Annotated in this window: 15 protein-coding genes; 7 read left to right on the top strand and 8 right to left on the bottom strand. The window is 70.6% G+C overall.

Annotated elements, in window-relative coordinates; genetic code table 11:
* Positions 1–190: 190 nt before the first annotated feature.
* On the bottom strand, positions 191–652 hold the full coding sequence (locus AB0D59_RS32940; protein WP_362573351.1) for a hypothetical protein: 462 nt from the start codon (positions 650–652) through the stop codon (positions 191–193).
* 93 nt (positions 653–745) lie between these two features.
* Positions 746–1,681 carry a hypothetical protein gene (locus AB0D59_RS32935; protein WP_362573350.1) on the bottom strand — a complete coding sequence of 312 codons (936 nt, stop codon included), beginning with the start codon at positions 1,679–1,681 and terminating at the stop codon, positions 746–748.
* Between the two features lie 394 nt (positions 1,682–2,075).
* Between AB0D59_RS32935 and AB0D59_RS32930 the strand changes: the two genes are divergently transcribed.
* The 4 genes from AB0D59_RS32930 (at position 2,076) to AB0D59_RS32915 (ending at position 7,897) form a co-directional block, all read left to right on the top strand.
* Complete coding sequence (locus AB0D59_RS32930) at positions 2,076–5,117, top strand: BTAD domain-containing putative transcriptional regulator (protein ID WP_362573346.1); 3,042 nt, start codon at positions 2,076–2,078, stop codon at positions 5,115–5,117.
* Positions 5,118–5,202: 85 nt separating this feature from the next.
* Positions 5,203–5,868: a M15 family metallopeptidase gene (locus tag AB0D59_RS32925; protein ID WP_362573343.1), complete on the top strand. Its 666-nt coding sequence runs from the start codon at positions 5,203–5,205 to the stop codon at positions 5,866–5,868.
* Between the two features lie 292 nt (positions 5,869–6,160).
* Positions 6,161–6,643 (top strand): RNA polymerase sigma factor, encoded by a 483-nt coding sequence (locus tag AB0D59_RS32920; protein ID WP_362573340.1) that lies wholly within the window; start codon positions 6,161–6,163, stop codon positions 6,641–6,643.
* 96 nt (positions 6,644–6,739) lie between these two features.
* Entirely contained in the window at positions 6,740–7,897 is a 1,158-nt protein-coding gene (locus AB0D59_RS32915) for an NlpC/P60 family protein (RefSeq protein ID WP_362573337.1), read from the top strand.
* Positions 7,898–7,948: 51 nt separating this feature from the next.
* Here the strand turns inward: AB0D59_RS32915 and AB0D59_RS32910 are convergent, their stop codons facing one another.
* Positions 7,949–8,575 (bottom strand): PadR family transcriptional regulator, encoded by a 627-nt coding sequence (locus tag AB0D59_RS32910; RefSeq protein WP_362573335.1) that lies wholly within the window; start codon positions 8,573–8,575, stop codon positions 7,949–7,951.
* Between the two features lie 53 nt (positions 8,576–8,628).
* Between AB0D59_RS32910 and AB0D59_RS32905 the strand changes: the two genes are divergently transcribed.
* Complete coding sequence (locus tag AB0D59_RS32905; protein WP_362573332.1) at positions 8,629–9,024, top strand: nuclear transport factor 2 family protein; 396 nt, start codon at positions 8,629–8,631, stop codon at positions 9,022–9,024.
* Positions 9,025–9,112: 88 nt separating this feature from the next.
* The gene (locus AB0D59_RS32900; protein WP_362573329.1) at positions 9,113–9,862 is read left to right on the top strand and encodes a class I SAM-dependent methyltransferase; all 750 of its coding nucleotides are present in this window, start codon (positions 9,113–9,115) and stop codon (positions 9,860–9,862) included.
* A gap of 517 nt (positions 9,863–10,379) precedes the next feature.
* On the opposite strand, the gene AB0D59_RS32895 is transcribed toward AB0D59_RS32900, so the two are convergent.
* Positions 10,380–11,759 carry a DEAD/DEAH box helicase gene (locus AB0D59_RS32895; protein WP_362573460.1) on the bottom strand — a complete coding sequence of 460 codons (1,380 nt, stop codon included), beginning with the start codon at positions 11,757–11,759 and terminating at the stop codon, positions 10,380–10,382.
* Positions 11,760–12,345: 586 nt separating this feature from the next.
* On the opposite strand from AB0D59_RS32895, the gene AB0D59_RS32890 reads away from it, so the two are divergent.
* A complete protein-coding gene (locus AB0D59_RS32890) occupies positions 12,346–12,537 on the top strand; it encodes a hypothetical protein (protein ID WP_362573326.1) in 192 nt (63 codons plus the stop codon).
* 129 nt (positions 12,538–12,666) lie between these two features.
* On the opposite strand, the gene AB0D59_RS32885 is transcribed toward AB0D59_RS32890, so the two are convergent.
* The 4 genes from AB0D59_RS32885 to AB0D59_RS32870 all read right to left on the bottom strand — a co-directional run bounded on the left by AB0D59_RS32885 (position 12,667) and on the right by AB0D59_RS32870 (position 22,910).
* Positions 12,667–13,377, bottom strand: a complete 711-nt coding sequence (locus tag AB0D59_RS32885) for a peptidylprolyl isomerase (RefSeq protein ID WP_362573323.1) — start codon at positions 13,375–13,377, stop codon at positions 12,667–12,669.
* A gap of 588 nt (positions 13,378–13,965) precedes the next feature.
* A complete protein-coding gene (locus AB0D59_RS32880) occupies positions 13,966–15,342 on the bottom strand; it encodes a sialidase family protein (protein WP_362573320.1) in 1,377 nt (458 codons plus the stop codon).
* 67 nt (positions 15,343–15,409) lie between these two features.
* Positions 15,410–16,027 carry a hypothetical protein gene (locus tag AB0D59_RS32875; RefSeq protein WP_362573317.1) on the bottom strand — a complete coding sequence of 206 codons (618 nt, stop codon included), beginning with the start codon at positions 16,025–16,027 and terminating at the stop codon, positions 15,410–15,412.
* 55 nt (positions 16,028–16,082) lie between these two features.
* A complete protein-coding gene (locus AB0D59_RS32870) occupies positions 16,083–22,910 on the bottom strand; it encodes a polymorphic toxin-type HINT domain-containing protein (protein ID WP_362573314.1) in 6,828 nt (2,275 codons plus the stop codon).
* Positions 22,911–22,976: the final 66 nt, after the last annotated feature.

Raw genomic sequence — 22,976 nt, 5'->3', positions numbered from 1 at the left:
CGACCTCTCATCCTGACGCACGGGATGGCCGGAACAGGGCGGATTGTGCGCGGGTGCGAGTGTTCCAAGAGCATCGAACGTCAGGGAAGGGTCCGGTGGCGCGGATGTGAAACTCGGCGGTACGGGAGGTAGGTAATCGGTAAGAAGGCGGGGCCGGCCACGGCCCGGGCGGCCGTGGCCGACGCGGGACTCAGCTGATGAAGGAGCCCGGGGCGCAGGCGCTGGACGCCACCCACACGTGGGACATGATGTTGTCGTTCATGTTCTCGCCGTTGGTGAAGGAGTCGCGGGTGAGGTTGTCCACGTACAGCTCGCCCGGCTTGAGGCAGCCGTAGGCCGAAGAGGGGTAACCGGGCACATAGTAGAAGGCCACGACGTCCTTGCCGCCGACATAGCCGCTGTTCATCACGGAGGAGGCGGCGTTGGCGTCGGAGCCCCGGAAGGCGTCGAAGCCGTCGCTCCAGTCGGGGTCGTTGCCCGGGGTGGCACCGAGCAGTTCACCCTGGCAGTCGGCGTCCCGCCAGGCCCGCACGTAGCCGTCCCGGCCCGGCCACTTCGCGTTGCAGCCGGAGACCGCGTGGGCGTTCGCCGGTACCGAGAGGCCGAGGGCCGCGAGGCCCAGAGTGGCGATGGCGAGGGTCAGTTTGCGCATGATGGATCCCGTTCTGCCTCGTCGGAGGCGGTGAGTGTGGGTGTGAGTGAGGCCGCGACGGGTGCCGCGGAGTTCGTGGGGCGCCCGCCGGTGTCAGACGCGGGCGGGGACGAGCCGCTCGGCGCGTGCCAGCGCCTGCTGCCGCAGTTGCCGGTAGGCGTCCAGCTGGGTGCCGTATTTCGCGTTCAGCTGGGCCAGGTAGTGGGCCTCCCGGTCCTGGCCGACGGACTTGAGGGAGACCTCGCGGGCGCAGGTGGCGTCGGCGACGGCGATCCGGGTCTCGGCGGCGAAGCTCCGGGCCTCCTCGGCCCGGCTCTGGACGGCGGGGTGCTCCCGGGTGGCCTGCCGGGCCGCGTCGGGGTCCGGGTAGGGGTGCCCGGCCCGCTTCATGCAGCTCGCCCAGTCGTGCACGGCGGCGGTGAACCGCCGGTCGTGCAGCAACTTGCCGACGTACAGCGGGCGCAGGTTGCTCGCGGTGGTGTCCAGCCGGAACCAGGTGGCCGGATCGCCGTACAGCGTGCGCTCGGCCGCCGCGTCGCAGCCACCGGACTGCTTGCTGACCGAGCCACCGCCGGGGACCGCGGTACGCAGCGGCTCCGTCTTCCGTCCGCCGTCCAGCGCGGTGTCGTAGGCGGTCCGGCCGGCTGCCGAAAGCCCCTTGCGGTAGGCGATGTTGGGGTTGCGCAGGCGGGCGCGGTCCTCCTTGGCGGCGATCCGGCTGCCGTAGCCGTAGGTCCGGGCCCAGCGGACGTCGTCCTGGACGTAGCCGAGCGGCCGGCTCTCCGCCAGGGACAGGGAGCCGTCCGACCAGTAGCGGAAGCCGTGCCGGGCCATGCACTGGGTGATCAGGCGCTGTTCGGCGTCCGAGACCCGGAGGTCCTCGGCGTAGGTCAGCTCGCGCGCCTTGCCCGCGGCGACCGGCGCCGGGGCGTCGCCGGACGTCCCGGAGCAGCCGGTGAGGGCGAGCGCCGCCACGGCGGCGACGGCGCTCAGGTACGTGACCTTGCGGCGGAAGGCGGGGCGCTTCATCGGGCAACTCCCTGGGTTGCGGCGAACGGCTCGGTGCTTTCGGCCCGTTGACGGTGTCGGCGGGGCGTTCGTATGACATGCGGCCGCGGGGAATTCCGGCGCGACAAATTTCGCGGCCGATCCGGGGGCGCGGTCATACGAGGACCCCCGGCCACCCGTCTGACGCACAGGGGCCGCTATGACCACCCACAGAAACCAGCCAAGTGCGGCGGCGGGGAGATCCCTCCCCGGATCCCTGTCGGCCCTGCCCCTGTTCGGCGCACCGGGCGTCGCGGAGGGTTCCGTACCACCGATCGGACAGCACGGATCCGGTCATGACGGCCCGGTCTTCGCCCTGCTCGGACGGCACCCGCCGATATCGTTGCCGGCATCCGCCAGGAGCGATCGGGGACCGATGTTCGAAGTACGTCTGCTCGGCCCGGTGGAGGTCTGGGAAGGGAGCCGACGGGCTCCGCTCGGCGGTTCCAGACCCCTGGCCGTCCTCGCCGCACTCGTCGTGCACCTGGGCGAGGTGATCTCCACCGAGCGCCTGGTGGACTTCGTGTGGGACGAGGAGGCCCCGGCCACCGCGGGCGCCCTGGTCGCCACCCATGTCTCCGCCGTACGCCGGGCGCTGTCCCGGGTCGGCACCGCCGAGGTGATCCGCACCCGGCCCCCGGGCTATGTCACCGATCTCGCCCCCGACCGGGTCGACGCCCGCCGCTTCGAGGAACTCCTCGCGGCGGGGCGGTCCGCGGGGCGTCCGGAGGAGGCCGCCGAGGCGCTGGCCGAGGCGCTGGGGCTGTGGCGGGGCCGGGAGGCGCTGGAGGGGCTCGACCAGTCGTTCGCCCGGATCGAGGCGGCCCGGCTCGGGGAGCTGCGGCTCGTCGCCCAGGAGGAGTCCTTCGGGCTGGCGCTGGAGCTGGACCGCGCGGACGGCGCGATCGCGCCGCTGCTCGCCCATGTGGGCGCGCATCCGCTGCGGGAGCGGCCGCGCGGCCAGCTGATGACCGCCCTGTTCCGCACCGGCCGGGTCTCCGACGCGCTGCGCGTCTTCCAGGAGGGCCGTGCGGTTCTCCGTGACGAGCTGGGCATCGACCCGGGCCCGGAGCTGCGCGCGGTCCACCAGGCCGTCCTGACCAGCGACACGGATGTGCTGGGGACCGGACGTCCGGCCCGGACGGTGCCCGCCCCCCGCAGTGCCGAGCCCGCACCCTCTCATCTCCCGCCCGACATCGCCGACTTCGTCGGCCGCGGCGAACAGGTCAAGTGGGCCACCGAGCTGCTGCGGGGCGTCGGCGACCCCGGCCGGACCGCCCCCCCGATCGGGGTGATCTCAGGACGATCCGGCATGGGCAAGACCGCCCTCGCCGTGCACGTCGGCCATCGCACCGCCGAACTCTTCCCCGACGGACGCCTGTTCGTGGACCTGAGGGCCGCCGACACCACCCCGCTGGAGCCCGCCGACGCCCTCTCCCGGCTGCTGCGCGCGATGGGGGTCGACCCGGACACGGTGCCCTCCGGCGTCGAGGAGCTGACCGGCCTGTACCGCACCCACATCGGGCACCGGCGGGTCCTGATCGTCCTGGACAACGCGGCCGGTGAGGCGGATGTCCGGCCGCTGTTGCCGCCCGGACCCGGTTCCGCGGTGCTGATCACCAGCCGCCGCCGGCTGGTGGCCCTGGAGGGTGCCGCCCATCTGGACCTCACCGTGCCGGACGAGGCCGAGGCCCTCGACCTGTTCCGCCGGGTGGCCGGCGAGGGGCGGACCGGGGCGGACCCGGAGCGGGCCACCGAGATCGTCGCCCTGTGCGGGCGGCTGCCGCTCGCGGTGCGCATCGCCGGCGCCCGGCTGGCCGCCCGCCCGCACTGGGCGCCCGGCCGGCTCGCCGCGCGACTGCGCGACGAGCAGCGCCGTCTCAACGAACTCAGTGCCGGTGACCTGGAGTTGCGTACCAGCCTGCAGCTCGGCTACGCCGACCTCGCGCCGCAGGAGCGCCAGGCCCTGCGCCGCCTCGCCCTGCTGGACCTGCCCGACTTCGCGGCCTGGATCGCCGCTCCGCTGCTCGACATAGGGACCGAGGAGGCCGAGGAGGCCGTCGAGCGGCTGGTGGACTGCCACTTCATCGATGTGATCGGCGTGGACGGCACCGGCCTCGCCCGCTACCGCATCCACGACCTCGCCCGCGAACACGCCCGCGAGCGCTGTCTCTCCGAGGAGAGCGCCGAGGAGCGTGCTGCGGCGGTACTGCGCCTCGTCGGCTGCTGGCTGGACCTGGCCCGGAAGGCGGCCGCCCGCGGCCCCGGCGGCGCGGTACGGCACTTCCCGGAACCGGCCGCCGTACGCCCGCTCGACCCGGAGACCGAGGAGGCGCTGCTCGCCCGGCCCGCGGCCTGGTTCGCCGCCGAGCAGGCCGGGCTGCTGGCCGCCGTGACGCACTGCGCCGACCACGGCATGGCGCGAGCCGCCCGGGACCTCGCCGGGGCGCTGATAGCGAGTTCGGCCGCGCTGTACAACCAGTTCGACGCCTGGTCCCGCTCGCACACCGCGGCCATGGCGGCGGTGCGTCGCAGCGGGGACGTCGAGGGCGAGGCCTGGCTACTGGCCGGCCTCGGCCAACTCCGGTACGAGCAGGACCGGTTCGAGGAGTCCTACACCTACTTCGCCGACGCCTTGCGGCTGTTCGAGGAGCGCTCGGCCGAGGGGTCGGCCGTCGCATTGGCCGGGATGGGCACCGTCCGCCGCGAACAAGCCCGCTATGGCGAGGCGTTGGAACTGCTGGAGGCGTCGCTGGAGCGGTACGGCGACGACGGCGACGCGGGCTCCCGGGCACGGGTGCTGTACGACATCGGGTACGTGCACCGCGAGCAGGGGCGCGGCCCCGCGGCCCGCCAGGCGCTGTCCCGCGCCCTCGACCTCTACCGGACCGCCGCCGACCTGCACGGCGAGGGGCTCACCCTGCGCTCACTGGCCCTGTGCGACCGGGCCGAGGGCCGGTACCCGGAGGCCGAGCGGCTGCTGCACGACACGCTGCGGCTCTTCACCGAACTGCACGACACCTTCGGCGCGATGTACACCGAACAGTCCCTGGCCAAGGTGGAGTTGCGCACGGGCCGGACGGAGGAGGCGCGGCGGCGGCTGGTGCGCTGCCTGGAGGTGGCCCGGGAGCGGCAGGACCGGTTCGGCGAGGCGCTGGTGCTGCGCACGCTCGGGGAGGCGCGGCTGGCGGCCGGGGACACCGACGGTGCCCGGGAGCCGCTGGAGCACGCGGCGGCTCTCTGGGCGGAGCTGGGGCTGTCCCTGTGGCGGGCGCGCACGGTCTGGGACCTGGCCGAGGTGTGGACGGCGGACGGCGACGCGGAGGCCGCGCGGGCGGCCCGGGCACAGGCGCTGGAGGTGTTCCGGTCGGCGGGCGGACGGGAGGCCCTGGAACGCCGGGACGACGCGTCGTCGTAACCCGGTGGGGGCTGTAGAAGCCCTGGTGACACGCTTGCAGGGAACCTGCAGGGCAATTGCAGGGGTACCGGGCACTGTTGTCTGCGTGACGGACATCATCACCCTCTCCGACTCCCGGGTCGCGGCGGTCACCGAGCAGGAGTGCGGTGAACCGCTGGTCGATCTGCGCGGGACTCCCGGCCTGCTGATCGACCCCCGCCAGGCCGACGCCGACGGCAGCTACGCGCACCTGCGCTCCGGGGCGCTCAGCCGGCTCCTCGACGCGCAGTCGCTGCTGCCCGCCGGGATCAGGTTCCTGGTGGTGGAGGGGTACCGGCCGCCCGGTCTGCAGCGGCGCTACTTCGAGCAGTACGCGGCGACGCTGCGCGCGGCCCACCCCGACGCCCCGCCGGGCCGGATCCGCGAACTGGCCAGCGCCTACATCTCCCCGCCGGAGGTGGCGCCCCATGTCAGCGGCGGGGCGGTGGACCTGACCCTGTGCACGGCCGACGGCACTGAGCTGCCGCTGGGCACGGAGGTCAACGCCACCCCGGAGGAGAGCGCGGGCGCCTGCCGTACCGGGGCACCGGACATCGGCGCCGAGGCGCGCGCCAACCGGGCGCTGATGGCGCAGGCCCTGACCACGGCCGGCTTCGTCAACTACCCCACGGAGTGGTGGCACTGGTCCTACGGCGACCGGTACTGGGCCCTGCTGAGCGGTGCGCCGGCCGCCCGCTACGGACCCGCCGCCGCCTCCGTCCGGGCCGTCTGACCAGCGGGCCACGACCTTCTCCTCGGTCGGAACACGAAGACACCACGAAGACCACGAGCTCCACGAAGACCACGAAGACTCCAAAGACCACGAAGACCACGAAGACCGCGAAGACCATCGGGGGACGACCATGGAAAGCCACGGCGGCAGATGTGCGCAGGACCCGCGCGAAGCCGTACCGCACCCGCGGGCAGCCGTACCGAACCGGCGCGAAGCCGTACCGAACCGGCGCGAAGCCGTACCGAGCCGACGCGAGACCCTGCGGGGTCCGGGGGAGGCGAATCAACCGCCCATGAGCCCGGGGGACTTCGACGCCTCCTTCACCGCCGACATGCCCAGACTGCGCAGACGGCTGCTGGCCCTGACCGGCAATCCGCACGACGCCGACGACCTGCTGCAGGAGACGTATCTGCGGCTGTCCCGGCGGGCTCGCGCCCGGAACCTGACGCACCAGCAGCATCCCTACGCCTACACCTGCACGGTCGCGCTGAACCTGTTGCGCGACTCCTGGCTGCACCCCTCCCGCCGTGAGCGCACCACCGACCGGCTGCCCGAGGCGGGCTGGGACGGCGGGCTCGGCTCGTACGAGGCCTCGGCCACCGCCCTCGCGCTGCTGAGCGTGCTCTCGCCGAAGGAGGCGGCCGCGGTGATCCTCGTCGATCTGGAGGGCCTCACCCACGACACGGCCGGGGAACGGCTCGGCGCCCACCGTGGCACCGTCCAGCGCAACCGTATGCGGGCGCTGGCCAAGATGCGCGCCGCGCTGGCCGGTTGAGCACCGGGTGCCGCGTCCCCACGGGGGTGGGACGCGGCACCCGGCATGTCAGCGGACCCCCGTACACCTCCGTACACGGCTCCACGTCGACCAAGGATGTGCACCTTGAGACTCTCCGAACTCACCACGCCGGGCCGGGCGACCGCCGCCGCGGCGGCGGTCGCGCTGATCGCCTTCCTCCCCGCCACCGCGCACGCGGCCGCCCCGCGCGCCGCCCAGGACGCCACCTGCGGGGTGCTGGCCTCCGGCGCCTCGGCCACCGCGGAGGCCGCCGTCGGCGCGGCCTGCTCGCAGATCGGTGTCTGGTACAGCTGGGGCGGCGGGCACGGCGCCACCCCCGGTGCCACCTACGGCTACTACGACGGCTCCGACCCCGACAGCCTGCACGACAACGAGCGCAAGGGCTTCGACTGTTCGGGCCTGATGCGGTACGCGTACTACCGGGCGACCGGCCGGGACCTGCTCAACGGCACGGCCGACGACCAGTACCACAGCTCACAGGCCACGGCCCGCTTCTCGGCCTCCCAGGGCACCGCTCCCCTGGTCCCCGGTGACCTGATGTTCTGGGGCAGCGGGCACATCCACCATGTCGCCATGTACCTGGGCGCCGGGCAGATGGTCGAGGCGTACGAGTCGGGCACCCACATCCGGGTCGCCCCGGTGCGCACGGGCGGCGACTACGCGGGCGCGATCCGCATCAACCCGTCGGGCACGCCGGTGCCGCCGCCGGCCAACGGCGGTACGACGTTCGAGACCTGGGGCACGGGCGTGCGCACGCACTCCACGCCGAGCGTGCGCTCCTCCGTCGTGGACACCTTCGCCGGGCCGACCCAGGTCTCGGTCCAGTGCCAGGAGCACGCGGAGACGGTGACCGCCGAGGGCTACACCAACGACATCTGGTCCAAGCTGGCCGACGGCTCCTGGCTGACCAACATCTACATCAAGGGCCCGGCCGAGCTGCCCGGCATCCCGGACTGCGGCGGTGACACCCCGCCGCCGCCGGGCGGGGGGAGCACGGCGTTCCAGACCTGGGGCACGGGCGTGCGCACGCACAGCGAGCCGAATGTGAACGCCGGTGTCGTCGACTACTTCCCGCAGCCGACGACGGTCAACGTGGTCTGCCAGGCGCACGCCCAGACGGTCACGGCCGAGGGCTACACCAACGACGCCTGGTCCAAGCTGACCAACGGCGCGTGGATGACGAACATCTACATCAAGGGCCCGGCATGGCTGCCGGGGGTCGCCACCTGCTGATCCGGGCCCGGCCGCGGGGCGCCCGACGAGTCGGGCGCCCCGTCCGTGCCCCTACTCACCTTGTTGACCATGGGCATCCTCACCTTGTTGAGCACGGACGTGCTCACCTTGGTGACCATGGACAGCCGCCCGCTCCTCGAGTCTGCGCAGCGCCAGCTCGCCCCACCGCAGGTTCTCCCGCTCGAACGACATCCCGCGCAGCAGCGTGAGGTACGGGCCGATGCGCTCCGCCTCCGCGAAGTACGCCTCCTCCGAGCGCCCGGCGAGCAGGCGCCGGCGGATCCGCTCGTAGCGGGCCAGTTTGGCGGTGGCCCAGTCCATCCGCCCGGCGACGGCGGCGCGGACCGCCTCGATGTCACCGGCGTCCACACACTGCACCTTGACCAGCAGTTCGTCCCGGACCACCGCGGGCCGGGCCGGGGGCTCGGCGGTGTAGGCGCGCACCGCCTCGCGGCCCGCCTCCGTCAGCGAGAACAGCCGTTTGTTGGGCCGGCGCTCCTGCTCGACGACGCGCGCGGTGACCAGTTCCTCGGCCTCCATGCGCTCCAGTTCGCGGTAGAGCTGCTGGGGCGTGGCCGTCCAGAAGTTGGCGACCGTCGCGTCGAATCCCTTCGCCAGGTCGTACCCGGAGGCCTCGCCCTCCAAGAGGGCGGCCATCAGCGCGTTCCGCAGAGCCATGGGTGCACGCTAGCATGCACCTACTCAATTTATTGACTAGGTGAGGTGGACCCATGCATCCCTTCCGCAAGGCCGTCGAGAGCGACGACCTGGACGCCGTGGCCGCCCTGATGGCCGACGACGTCGTCTTCACCAGCCCGGTCGCCTTCAAGCCGTACGCGGGCAAGGCGATCACCGTGGCGATCCTGCGCGCGGTGACCCAGGTCTTCGAGGACTTCACCTACGTGCGGGAGATGGCGAGCCCCGACGGCCGGGACCACGCCCTCGTCTTCACGGCGACGGTGGCCGGCAAGAAGCTCCAGGGCTGCGACTTCCTGCACGTCGACGAGAGCGGGAAGATCGACGACCTCACGGTGATGGTGCGCCCGCTCTCCGCCGCGCAGGCGCTGGCCGAGGCCATGAACGCCCGCTTCGAGGGGATCGCCCAGGAGGCCGCCGCCGCGCGGTGATCCCGGCTTGGAGCACCGGCCCCGGCTGCCGCCTTCGCCCGATCGAGGGACTGGTGGGAGCCGGGCACCGCACACAAGACTCGGGGCCATGACCGCCACCGACCCGCCTCAGGGGCTCGCCTGGGACACCCCCGCCGCCGCGGCCGCCTACCGCGACCGTGACATGAGGCTGGCCCGACGGCTGATCTTTCCGGCGGTGCTGGACCGCGTCGGCGCTCCCCCGGGCCCCGGTGCCACCGTCCTCGACATCGGCTGCGGCACCGGCGCACTGGCCCTGGAGCTGGCCCGGGCCGGCGGCTGGTCGGTGCAGGGGATCGATCCCTCCGCGCACATGCTGGACATCGCCCGCGCCGGCCGCCCCGACCCGCGCGTGAACTACCGCCTCTTCGACGGCCGTTCCCTGGCCTGGATCCCGGACGGCAGCATCGACGCGGCCGTCTGCTGCCTGGTCTACTGCACCGACCCCGACGACGCCCGCCTGGCCGCGCTGACCGCCGAGATCCACCGGGTGCTGCGGCCGGGCGCCCCCTACGTCCTCGCCGACCTCAACCCCGCCGCGGTGGGAGAACAGTTCGCCACGCTGCGGTACGGCGAGCCCGGCGCGTCGTACGCCGAAGGGTCCTCCGTGCCCACCGAGCTGCGCCGGCTCGACGGCGACTGGGTCACGACGTCCTGTCACTTCCGTCCGTTGTCCGCTTACACCGCGCTGCTCACCGGCGCCGGTTTCGCCGCACCGGCCACGGACACCCCGGCCGTGCCGGAGTCCGAGCGGGCCGCCGGGTCCGGGCTCGCCCCGTACCTGGTGCTGAGCGCCGTGCGCGCCCCGGCCCACGGCTGAGCGGACGGTCCGCGGGCTTCCCTACCGGCCGCCGGCTCGGGGCATCGCCCATTCTCGATCAACTTCACTCAACTGCCGTGCGGTTGACGCGGGCCGCCCTCAGGAACGTCCACAATGGGCGGGCGTTTCCGGACGAATCCCGGCGACGCTCCGCACGTCCCGCCGGGTCGAGGAGTCGGTCTGTGAACCAAGAGCACAAGCGCCGAGCGCGTGCCGGTGACCCGGTGCACCCCCGCCTGTCGGTGCGGAGTACGGACGTCACGCTGTAGGCCGGCGAGCGGGTGGTCGCCCACGCGCCGGGAACCGCCCCGGACTTCCCACTGGTGGAAACGGCACGGGCCATGGCCCCGGCTCCATCAGCGGTCACGAGAGACCCTGGACCCACCGCCTGCACGCCACCCCTGCGCACGGTCACCGGTACATGACGCCGTCCGGTACACCCCGGCCGGTCTCCGGTCCCGCGTGTCCGTCCAGCAGCATGGGTGGAGGCGCCGCCCGGCGGTCGGGGAAGCCGAGCTCAGCCGCCGCGCCGCACCCGTGCCGCCTCGCGGGCCTCCGCGAGCTTGCGGGCTTCGCTGCTCTTGCGGGACGACCTGCCGCCGGAGCCGCTCTTCGCGTCCTTGGTGCTGCCCAGGCCACGGAACGGGGTGTTGTGGTTCTTGGGGCGCGGCACGGCCGCCCCGCCGTCGAGAGGCTTTCCGGAGGGGGCCCTGGCGCCGGTGATCCGGCTCAGCTCCGCCTCTCCGGACCGCACTTTGGTGACCTGGGGAGCGACGTCGGCGTCCGTCATGACCTGGCTCGTCTCGCGGCGCTGTCCCGACAGGACGAGTGTCACGACGGTGCCGGAGCGGCCGGCCCGGGCGGTGCGGCCCGCGCGGTGCAGATAGTCCTTCGGATCGGTGGCCGGGTCGACATTGACCACGAGGTCGAGGTCGTCGACGTGCAGGCCACGTGCCGCGACGTTCGTCGCCACCAGGGCAGTGACCTGCCCGTTCTTGAACTGGGCCAGGGTCCTGGTGCGCTGTGGCTGGGACTTCCCGCTGTGCAGAGCGGCCGCGGCCACGCCGCTGGCCCGCAGATGCCGCGTGAGCAGGTCGACGCCGTGCTTGGTGTCCAAAAACAGCAGGACGCGGCCGTCCCGGGCGGCGATCTCCGTGGTCACGGCGTACCGGTCCGGGCCGTGCACGACGAAGACGTGGTGCTCGATCGCGGAGACCGCGCTGGACGAGGGGTCCACGGAGTGGACGGCGGGGTCGCGCAGGTAGCGCTGCACCAGCTGGTCGACGTCGCGGTCGAGGGTGGCGGAGAACAGCATGCGCTGCCCGTCGGGTCGCACCTGGTCCAGGGCTGCGGTGACCTGCGGCAGGAACCCCATGTCACACATCTGGTCGGCCTCGTCGAGGACCGTGATGCGCACCTGTCCCAGCCGGCATCCCTTCCGATCGATGAGGTCGTGCAGCCGACCGGGCGTGGCGACGACGATCTCGGCGCCGTCCCGCAGCGCGGCGGCCTGCCGTCCGATGGACACCCCGCCCACCACGGTCGCGAGCCGCAGCCCCAGCGCCTCGGCGTACGGGGTGAGCACCTCACCGACCTGCTGCGCCAGCTCCCTGGTGGGCACCAGAACGAGCGCCAGCGGCTCCTTGGGCTGCGCGCGCCGCCCGGCCGTACGGGCGAGCATCCCCAGGCCGAAGGCGAGCGTCTTGCCGGATCCTGTACGGCCCCGGCCCAGGACGTCCCGTCCCACGAGCGCGTTCGGCAGCGCCGCCGCCTGGATGGGGAAGGGCACCGTCACACCGTGCTCGTCGAGCACCCGCAGCACCTCGGCCGGCAGCCCCAGCTTCGCGAAGGACACCGCCGGGGGCAGAGCCGCAGTGGCGCCCGACGCCTCGGACACCTCGTCCTGCTGCCGGGCATCGGCACGTGCTGATTCGCTCACAGGAAGCCTTCCTCCGAGGGGACCGTACCGAGGAAGGCGCGGCGGGGACGCGGCCACCGGCCAGGGACCGCGAACCGGGCACCGACACAGCGACGCTGCAAACGCCCCACGTTAGCACGGGACACACACCGTGCGGGCCTCCCACGGCCGCACCGCTCATCGCGCAACGACAGCCGGGCCTGCCTGACAACCGTCGTGGTGCCTGGTCGCGGGGGCGGAGGCCATATCCCGGCCTTCACACCGACTCGCCGACAGACGGCCATGATCCTCACTAGCCGATCCTGCGCCCGTAAGCCGACGCTGCACCACTGGGCTGCGAGCCGTTCGCGGTCGAGTATCCGCCAGAACTGGAGGACCGGGCCCGTGCGAAAGCCAAGCTCTCCCCCGCAGCCTCGCGTGACGTTCCCGGAGCAGCTGCTGCACGAGCTCGCGGAGGCGGGCGGCCGGATCGTCAAGAACGGAAGCGGGCCGGATTCCGTGAACTGGCCGTCCCGTATCGCCGCTGCCCGCAGGTCCGGAAGGATCCCACGAATATGTGAGCGCCGTGCGCACGCGAATCGAGGCCATGCCGCCGGGGAAGGCGAGAACCGAAGCCGAAGCACGGATCAGCTGGGCAGCGGACACCGTGGAGCGTCGCGACCCCCTGGAAACTCCGCCCCAGTTGCCCGACATCCCCGAGCCGCGAGCCGACGACCTGAAGCCCTTCCTCGGCCACTGGAGCCCCTACGGCCCCTGACCCGCCACCCGCCCGACGGCCCGCCCAGCGTCACAGCCGATTGCAGCACTAGGCGTTCAGCAACGGCTACTTCACATCACCGCGAGAACAGGCACATAGCTGGACCCACGGTGACCGCACCGCAGTTCATCAGGGCCGGAAGGGCGGCCGGACGCTGAGCAGCTCGGTCCGCAGCACGGGCGTGCCGTCGACAGGCGCCGGGTCCTGCGTAGTTGGCTCGATACCACCAGCAGCGATCTTGTCGAGCGTCTTCAGGCCGGCGGCACCGACGGTGCCGAACACCGTGTAGTTGGGTCGCAGCGCGGAGTCGCCGTAGACGACGAAGAACTGCGAACCGTTCGTGTTCGGCCCGGCGTTGGCCATCGCCAGCAAACCGCGCCCGTAAAGGCGACGGACGCCGGTCGGATCGCTCGGTGCCGGCGGCAGGTCCACCGGCAGCTCGTCCTTGTACTCGTACCCCGGCCCACCCTCGCCAGTGCCGGTCGGGTCGCCACACTGCAGGACCTTCAGCGTCGGATACGCCGTCAGCCGATGGCACACCGTACGGTCGTAGAACCGGTGCCGCGCCAGGTGCACGAAGCTCTGGACCGTGCACGGCGCCTTCGCCCGGTCCAGACGCAGCGGGAGCGGGCCCTGGCTGCTCCGGACAGCCATACCGACCGTGCCGCGACTGGGGGTGTGCCGCGGGTCGGGCGGCAGGGGAACCTGCCGCGCCGCCGGCTCGTCCGGAGTCCGGGTGTACTGGCAAGGACCGTGCGTGGTTCGCGGCGGGGCATCGTAAGCGGAGGCGGTGGTGCTGCCCCCGGACACGACCAACGCTGCTGCCGCCCATGCGGTCATGAGAGCTCGGTTCATCCTGCACACCCTCCAAAAGATCGCCAGATTTCGGAGCGGTCGCAGCCTAAAGCGCGGCCCGGCGGGCGAGAACCCGCCCGCAAGCCAAATCCACCTCCAGCATGACCAGCTACACGACGACGCCCCGCCCGCAGCAAGCCGGCGGGGCGTCGTCGTATCAGGTCCCCGTCTACGCAGGACCCCCGCCGGAAGAAGCCGACGGGGGTCCTCACCTGTCACGAGCGATCACAAGCGGATCACAACCCCATGGACGCACTCACGTCACAAAGCTCTGACCTGGACTTACGCGCCCACCCTGGACCAACTGGACGCCTGCGGACGGTTTCTACGACATGTGCCAGGTCGTGCCGAGTGAGGGCAGGGTGTTCGGTGGTGTCTCGCTCACCCGTCTGCCCCTCTCATGTATCACGACTGCCCCCATGACAGGGATGGTGAGGATGTCGGTCGGATCAGGCGGAAGACCTCCCGGGCGGCGTGCCGCTTGAGGCATCGGACGATTTCACGCCGGGTCCCGCCCTCTTTGATGCGGCGTTCACAGTAGTCCTGGGTGCGCGAGCCGTATCACGGGGACTTCTACTCACCGTCCGCCGACAACTCCCCCAAGGGAATTCGCCGGAACTCGATCGTTTCATACGCCGTCCGAACACCCGTTTCGTACAGGATTCCTATGCTCTCGCCATCCGTCTGAACGAGGTCCGAGTACCCGGCCTTCCGAGCGGACAAGGTCAGCGCCTTGCCGAAGGACCGCCCCCCGTCCGTACTGCTCCACAACGCCATCGCCGCACGGTCGGTCGGCACGGACGGCCCTGAGAACAACAGGTTGCCTCTCTCCCCGGCCAGTTGCAGCACGCTGCCCTCCACCAGGGGCACGTCGTTCAGCGAAGGCTGCTCCGCATAGCCCCGGTCCAGGCTGGCGCCCCCGTCACTGGAGTAGGCGTCCAGGCGGTTCCCCGAGCTCGTGCCCTTCTGGTTCCGGGCATTGAAATACAGTCGTCCGTCCGGCAGTTGGGCCGCTGTCGACTCGTTGGCGTTGTACACACCTTCGTAGGAATCGTCGATGAAGCCGAGGTGCCAGGACTTCCCCCCGTCGTCGCTGTAGATCGTGTGCGCCCCGTAGTACTTGGGCTCCTGGCCGGTGTCCGGCGACCCCACAGGCGGCGCGGAAGAGTGGTTCGCCGGGACGACCAGCCGCCCCGCGTGGTCCCCCCGCGTCAGCGCTATGGCATGGCCCGGCCCTGTGGCGTACCAACGCCAGTCCGGCCTCTTCACCGCCGAGGTGATCTCCCGCGGGGCGGAGAAGGAGCGTCCGTCGTCCTCACTCGTCTGCACGAAGACCCGCCGGCCCTGCTGGCCCGTGGCCTCACCGCGCAGAATCCGCGCTTCGGTGACGTCACCACTGTGGTACGAGGTGACGAGCACGATGTTCCCTGTCCGGGGATCGACGACCGGGGCCGGGTTGCCCCGGGTGTTCCCCTCGCCCTTTGCGACGACTTGCAGCCGCCCCCATGTGCATCCGCCGTCCCACGACCTCCTGAGCACGACGTCGATGTCGCCGTGGTCCGCCCTGCCACCGGCCCGGCCTTCGGCGAAGGCGAGCAAGGTCCCGCCGCGAGTACGGACGACGGCAGGTATGCGGTAGCTGTCATGGCCTCCCGCCCCCGAGACGTACGGAACCGAGGAGACGCATCTTCGTTCCGGCTCGGCATCCGCGCTGTCGGCCCGATCCGCCCAGAACCGGACGAAGACCACGAGCGCAGCGATGCCGATCACGACAGAGCCGAGCACGGACATACGACGGCTCGGGAAGGGACGGCTCATTGCTCTCCAGGTCAGCGGGACGATCCAGCCGAACCTAATGGCACGCCTGCGACGCGAAAACGGCTTTGAGGTGAAGGAGAGATGAAGGACCGGGCGGCTAGGCACGCGCTCTGGTTCTGTCAGCCCTGCCATCGGAGGCCCCGCCAGAGTGACGCCGATATCCGGTGGGGCCTCCGCATTACTCAACCGACAGGACTCGTCAGCCGGAGGCGAAGAACTCGACGACGTGACGGGCTACTTCGTCCAGTGCGTCGAGGGAGTAGTCACGGCGCTCCGGCCCGGATTCCTCCACACGGAATCCCGACCCGTCTCTACGGAACCGGAACACCCGATCGTCCCGCCGGGGAGGGGGCATGGTGAAGCGGAGGTCGCCGTAGCTGATCTCCGGATAGAAACTCCTCAGTTCACCGAAAGGCGCGAGAGCGACGAGCAGCCGCTGGCCGCCCGTGTGGTGGACCGACTCCAGCAGGTCCTCCCACTGGGCTTCGGCGACCCTTCCCTCCAGGAACGCGCGCGCCAGCCTCCCTGGGGTCATGAACGGGAACTCCGACACGAAGTCGTCGAGGGGCTCGCCGCCCTGCCAGGCGGCAGCCGCCCGAAGCACCTGCTCGACGTCCTCGGTCCCTCCCCTCGCCCATTCGATGCCGGACTCGTGGATTGCCACGGGGAAGGACCTCTCCCAGGCCCCGACCTTGATCCAGACGTCACCACGATCAGTGGCAAGCATTGCCCCGGGGGTGCAGTCGTAGATTCCCTCGAGCTTCAATCCGAGCCCCGCAGCCCGGCGCTCGAGCGCCTTGGCCAAGCCTTCGGACACGTCGAGGTCAGGGTAATGCAGGGCCGGATCCCATGAATCTTCTGGCAGCCTCTTGCTATTCATCCCAGGGAACCGAACCTTCGCACTTGCACATGGTGAACGGACTTCTGACCGGATCGAGTTTGCCGAACGTGGACCAGTCAGGCTCAGCGGGACGGGCCACCGGGACGGACTTTCCACCCGGACCCACTTCGTAGAAGTGCACGGAATCCCATGAACGCTGACCATTGGCAACCGCCCTGGCGATCCAGCTCATCTCAAGCTCTGTGGCCTTGCCTCCCTCGAGACCGTTCCTCGCCGCGCCCTCGAAATCTGTTTCCCATCCCGTCAAGTTGACGCGGAGAGTGACGTTGGGGTCGCCGATCATTCGCTCCACGGGGAACTTCCAGCCGTCATCCGGGTTGTTGATCATGTGGGTGTAGTTATTCGCCTCGTCCCACTCCGCGGTTCCCATGGTTCGCCACCCAAGGGCGAGATCACAGTTGTGCACCAGGACCGGCGTGGAACCGGCGAGCACATAGTACGTGTGGAGTTCCTCGACGGTGAGGTTGTACATGTCGCCCGCGCCGGCCCGGTGGCGCACGCCGACCAGGCGGACATGGCCGTCATCGGCGGTGCTGAGGTCGTGGCCCGCGGTGAGCTCGCCGGCTTGGATCCACGCGTGTGCCGTGGCGTCCCAGAACGGGTGCTTGAAAGTGGTGGGGATGGTGACCGTACGGCCCTGCTTGTCACGGATCCTCAGGTCGACCAGGTCCGTGTCGCGATGGCTGCCCTGAGCGGTGACCGTGCGTGCACCTTGGCGCTTGCCCGTCTTCGGATCTGCCGCCTCCACTTTGTCGCCGGGCTTGATCTTCCCGATCTGTTTGGTGCGCCCGTCCTTCATGAGCACGCGGGTCGAGGGGGTGAAGCTGCACAGAATCCGCCCGGCCTTGGCCATCGCGCCGATGAATCTGGTGGCGCCCCGGGCGATACCGCCGGCGTCCGCCGAGGACATGGCCATGCCGAGGGTGTCGCACTTGTCCTGGTTGTGGTTGAAGGCACATTGGTACCAGGGTTCGAGCATCGTCATGTCACCGAAGGCGGACATGACGGTCTTCAGGAGCTGCTTGTCGGAGTCGATCTCCGCTTGCGTGTAGCAGGTGTCGTACTTCGGGAGCGGCAGGACCGGATTGCCGAAGCACTTCGACGGCTTGAAGAAGTAGTTGTAGAGCTTCTGCGCCTCCTTCTGCCGCTTCTTCCTGAAGTACTCCTCGGTCTCCTTGTTGGCCTTGTTGACCTTCTCGATGTTCTTCTTCACGCACGCCGAGTCGCAGCTGTTGTCCTTGTGGCCGCACAGTTCGGGGTTGGCGTCGCACTTCGTGCGGCCCGTCGGGTCGCTGTAGGTGACCGGGTTGTTCTCCGTGTAGCTGTAGCCGTTCATCTGCTGCGGGTCGGTCGAGTCCATGACCGGGTCGACGCTGATGAAACGGCCGGTCGCGAGGTCGTACTCGCGGGCTCCGAGGTGGGTCAGCCCGGTCGTACTGTCGTCGGTGCCCCCGATGAAACCCTTCTGGCCGGGCCATGAGGCCGGTGCCTGGCCGCGGGCGGCGCCGAAGGGGGTCGAGCGGCGCTGCTGCATGGACAGGTCGGTGGCGTTGACAGCGAGCTCGGAGGTGCCGTGGTGGTCGCCGACGAGGAACGACAGCTTGCCGTCGTCGGTGCGGATCGCCTGGTTGCCGCCGCCGAGGTCGTAGTAACGGGTGGCCTTGGCGGTGGTGGCGCCCTTGGCGAGGGTGATCTCGGTGGAGCCGAGGTAGAGCGTTGTGTCGGCGTCGGTGCGGCGGATCAGGCGGTTGCCGTCGGCGTCGTAGACATAGGAGGTGGTCTTGGCCCCCTCGGTGACCTTGGCGAGGTGCCCCTCGGCATCCCAGTCGAGGGTCTGCTTGTCACCGCCGATGGTGCGGGTGTGCGTGTTGCCGACCGTGTCGTACGTGTAGTTGTCGATCCCCGTGCCGTTGAACCCGGTGGTGGTGACCTGGGTCAGGCCGTGCGGCCGCGGGGACTTGGGAGCGGGGTAGTCGTAGGTGCGCTTGACGTCCTTGGCGGCGTCGCCGGTGGAGTCGTGGAGCGTCTCGGTGCGGCGGTTGCCGGTGGCGTCGTAGGTGTACGACTGCCAGTAGGGGGCGGGTCCGCCGAGCAGCGATCCGGCGATGGCCGAGCAGCCGGTGGCGCCCTGGGCCCAGGCCTCGGTGAGGCGGCCGAGGTGGTCGTAGCGGAAGCACTGGTTGTCGGTGCCGTCGCGCGACACGTCGCTGATCGACGTGATGTTGCCGGCCTGGTCGTAGCCGAAGGTGGACGACTTGTCGACGCCGGGCACGCCCTCACGGTCGACCCGCGTGTTGTCCAGGCGCTGGGTGCCCCACTGGTAGGTGTTGGTGACCTGGGTCTTCTTGCCACCGCTCTGATAGGTGAACTGCAGTGGCTTGCCGGTGTAGCTGTAGGCGGTACCGGTGATGTACGTGACGCCGCCCGTGCCGGAGAGCGTCACCGGGCGCAGGATCTCGTCGTACGTCGGGGTGAGGACGTCGGAGGCAAGGCTGCCCGCCGCCGGGTAGCTGCTCGACTGGACGGTGCCGTCGGGGTTGTACTTGATGTTCGACTGGTAGGCCCCGGCCAGGGCGCCCTCGGACGCCGGGATCGTGGTGGTCACGCGGTTGGGGCGGTAGAGCGTGTCGTAGATGTTGTAGGTGGTGGTGTACGCGCTGCCGCTCGCGCCGTCGACGTAGCGGGTGGCGGAGGCCGGCTGGCCCTCGTAGCCGGCCGGGTCCCAGACGCGCTTGGTCAGCAGCGGGCCGGTGGCGGAGCCGTCGTGGGTCTCCAGCTCACGGCCCAGGCCGTCGTAGACGTGGGTGATGGTCTGCTTCGGCACGCGGTCGTCGGTGCTGGTGATCAGTTGATTGCGGTCGTCGTAGGTGTAGGTGCTCTCGCCCTTGTCGGGGTCCTTCGACCAGTTCTTGTTGCCCCGCTGGTCGTAGCTGTACGCCCACTGGTTGCCGACGGGGTCGGTGACCGCGGCCAGCCGCCCGGCGGGATCGTAGTCGTAGTGGGTTGTGGACGGGGTGCCGGTCGGCGTCGCGGCGTCGTACTGCAGCAGGTCGGTGGTGTGGCCGCGGACGTCGGTGATGGTGGTGCTCGGGGTGCCGCCGGCCGGCGGGGTGACGGTGGTGCGGTCGCCGCCGTAGCTGGTGCTGGTGGTGGCGAGCACCGTGCCGCCGTCGCCGTTGCCGGCCACCTGCTGGGACTTGGTGACGCGGGCGAGGCCGTCGTAGGTGTTCCAGGTCTGGGTCTCCACCGCAAGGGCGTCGTCAAGCTTGAGCAGCTCGGTGGAGGGTGCCTTGGTGTTGTAGTACGGCGCGAAGACCTTGGCCGTCAGGCCGCGTTCGTCGTAGAAGACGTCGTTGACCAGCATGCCGCCGGACGGGCCGGGGGTCTGGGTCTGACGAGACCGCAGAAAGCCGTCGTACAAGGTGTACGAGGTACGCTGCCCGCCGTCGTTCTTCAGCGTCTTGGTGGCCACCGCCACCGGCTTGCCGTCGGTGATGGTGTAGTCGAACTCGTAGTTCGGGGTCTGGTTGTTGGCTTTGGAGCGGTCGGGCAGCCAGATCTTGAGGCCGCGGCCGAGCGCGTCGTAGGTCCTGTCGGTGCGCTTGTTGTTCGTGTCCAGCACGGTCACGGGCATTCCGCGCAACGTGTCGTACGTGGTCGTGCTGGTCTGGGCGGTGGAGGCGGTGCCCGGGGTGGCCGGCGGGGTGGTGACGGTGACCGTGGTCGGGAAGCCGGTGGCCGGGTTGTACGCCGTGGTCGTCGTCCGGCCGTCACTGCGGCCGGTGCGCGTCGGGGTGCCGGTCTGGGTCGCGGTGACCGTGCCGGTGATGTCGGTGCTGGTGAGCTGGCGACCGTAGGTGGTGTCGTAGGTGACGCCGGACTCCAGGTAGGTCGCGGTGGTGCCGTTGTGCGACTGCAGGCTCGCGATGCGCGTGGGGTCGCCCCTGGTGGGGGCGGCGTTGTACGCCTGGCCGTCGTAGGCGGTGCGGATGTCGGACAGAACGTCCTTGCTGCGGTCCGGGGTGGCATCGCACTTGACCGCCACGGTCTCCACCCGCGAGGGCTTGGTCAGTATCCAGTCGGCGATGTTGTCGACGTAGGTGGTGCGGGTGCACTGGTCGTCGGCCGCGGTGCCGGTGCTACCGAAGTCCTCGAGCTGTGTGACACGGCCGGCGGTGTCCTCGTAGGTGTTGGTCTGGTAGGTCTGCCGCCACTTGTCGCCCACGCCGTCGTCGAGCGAGGTCCAGGTCCGGACGGAGGCGGTGCCGGTCAGGTTTGCGGTGGTGGTGCCCCACACCCGGACCCGGCTGGCCGTCTGGTGGTGCCAGGGTGTGCTGACGGTTTTCTCGAGCACCCGGCCGCCGGGGCCGCTGTAGTCCTCGGTCTTGTACTCGAAGCCGGCTGCGGAGTCGTGGTCGGTGATGGTGCCGCCGTTGTCGTCGGAGACACTGGCGGACTTGGTGCCGCCGGACGGGGCCGCCCGGTCGCCGTCCATGCCGCGCAGGAAGTAGTGGTCGGTCTGCGACTTCATGCCGACCGGGTCCTGGCCGCCGGTGCGTTCTCGTACATGGCCGTAGCCGCGCCACTGCGACCAGGTCTTGTACTTCTCCTTGGTCAGGCCGTCATCGTCGGCGTAGTGCCAGGCCGCGCCGTCGAGGTAGTCGTAGCGGGTGACCATGTCCGGCGAGGAGTTGGTGCGGTCGGTCTCGGTGACCGACTCCACCACGTACTTGTTGAACCACTGCAGGCTCGGGTCGGCGTCGCCGGACTTGGTGAAGTAGACCGGGTAGCAGCGGGTGGTGTTGGTCTGCGGGGTCGGCAGGTTGCCCGCGTCGCAGGCCGCCGCGGAGTAGTTGACGTCGATCTGGCCGCCGGACTCGTCGGCGACGGCGGAGAGGCGCTCCTTGATGAACGGCGCGGTGTTGTCACCGGGGATGTCGAGGCGGTTGGCGTCCTGGTGGTATCCGAAGGTCACCTTGGGGAGGGTGATCTCGGGGGTGGCCGACCTGCCGGTGTGCTGGATCGAGTCGAGCAGCAGCTGGTAGTCGATGTCCGCCATGCCCCAGCGGTGGCCCAGCGCCCAGGTGTCGACCGGGGCGTACGTGCCGTCCGACTTCAGCACTTGTGTGGTGACATCGGTCAGGCGCTTACGGGTCCAGAAGCTCGGGGAGGCGGATTTGGTGCAGTCCTCCCCGGACTTGCAGTTCAGGTCCCAGGGCGTGTCGTACCAGTAGAACTTCTTGTCGTCGATGGTCGAGGCGTCGCAGGTCACACCGGTCTGCGGCAGGCAGCGCTCGGCCGAGGTGAAGGAGACCTTGGCGAGGGCCTTGGCCGAGTAGACGGTGTCCTTGCGCAGGCCGTACTCGATCCGGTCCAGATAGCCGCCGCGGTCGTAGGCCGTCTCGTCGGCGACCGTGAGGTTCCGGGCGTAGTAGTTGGATTCCTTCTTGTAGTAGTAGGCGATCGCGTTGCCGTGGACGTCGACGGCGTAGTCGAGGTTCCAGCGGTAGGCCTGCCGGCACCAGGAGTCGGCGAAGGTGGCGGCGTGGCAGGGCTCGTCCGCGTCGTCGCCGTAGACGGGGGTCGTCCAGGTGGAGTCGGTGGTGTCCTTGCCCGATGCCCAGCCGGGCAGGCGGTTGTAGCCGAAGAAGTACTGGGTGCCGTCGGTCGTGGTGACCTTCCAGTACTCGTCGTTGCGGGCGCCGTTGGAGCGGACGTCGGTGGTGGTGCCGTAGACGCGCTGGATCTTGGTGCCGTCGTCGCCCTTGATCCTGAAGGTGTCGGTACCGGTCGGGATCAGCTCTCCGGCACGCCCGTTGAACGAGATGGTGGCGTTGTCGTACGCCCAGCACAGGTCGCCGGGCTTGTTGCCGTCGGCGTTCTTCACGTCGTCGTCGGCACAGCCCTTGTAGCTGCGCTCGATGGAGCCGGGCCACAGGTTGAAGCCGTCGCCCGCCCAGGAGGACTGGTTGTTGGTCGAGGACGTACGGCCGTCGACGCCCCCGGAGGAGTAGGACAGGCCCACGCTGGGCGCGAACTTGCCGGGCACGCCCGGCACGGGCATGTCGTACGACCAGGAGAAGCTCCCCGAGTTCAGGCTCGTCGACCAGGTCGCGGAGGGGGACAACTGGCTGGCGGTGTAGTCGCCGTGGTCGCTGGAGGCACCGCCGGCGGCGGCTGTGGTCGCCGCCAGCATCATCGGCTCGGCGCCCGCGATGCTGACGTCACCGGACAGCTTGGTCCCGTCGTTACGGGCGTCGACCGGCTGCTGCGTGCGGCACTCGGCGCGCTGCGGGGTCGTCGCGGCGCAGGCGGGCAGCCGTACCAGCTTCAGGCGGGCGGCGTAGGCACCGCCGTACGCCTGCGCGAAGGCGGAGTGGTCGACGCTGACGCCGACCTTGGTGCCCTGGGCACCGGTCCCGCGCCGCACGGAGAACAGCAGGCCCTCGACACCGGCCTTCCGGGCGGCCTTCGCGTCCAGCACGCGTACGGTCGCGGCACCCTTCAACGCCGTCGGCGCCTTCTTCGCCGCGGGCGCCGTCAGCGACACCGGCAGCGTTCCCGCGCGCCGCGTGACCGCCTTCTCGCCCGGTCGCAGGGTCACCGTTGCCGACCCGGCCTTCGGCCACGTGTGCCGCGGCGCCACGGGCGGCACCTTGCGCTGCCCGTCCGTCCCCCGCGGCAGCGACTTCACCGTGTGGCCGGACAGCGCCTTCTCCGAGGCCGGGACCTTCGGCATGTCGTCCGCCTGCGCCGACGACAGCGTGAACGCCCCCTGCAGCAGTGTTCCGACCAGCACCGCGGACACCGTCACGGCGACTCTGCGCCGCGCTCTCGCCCGTCCCCATCTATCCAAGATCATGTG

This window comes from Streptomyces sp. NPDC048417 (genome assembly GCF_040651615.1).
In the GTDB taxonomy this organism is placed as follows: domain Bacteria; phylum Actinomycetota; class Actinomycetes; order Streptomycetales; family Streptomycetaceae; genus Streptomyces.
Note: the sequence above shows the minus strand (reverse complement) of the source record. Positions and strands in the feature narration are given on the sequence as shown.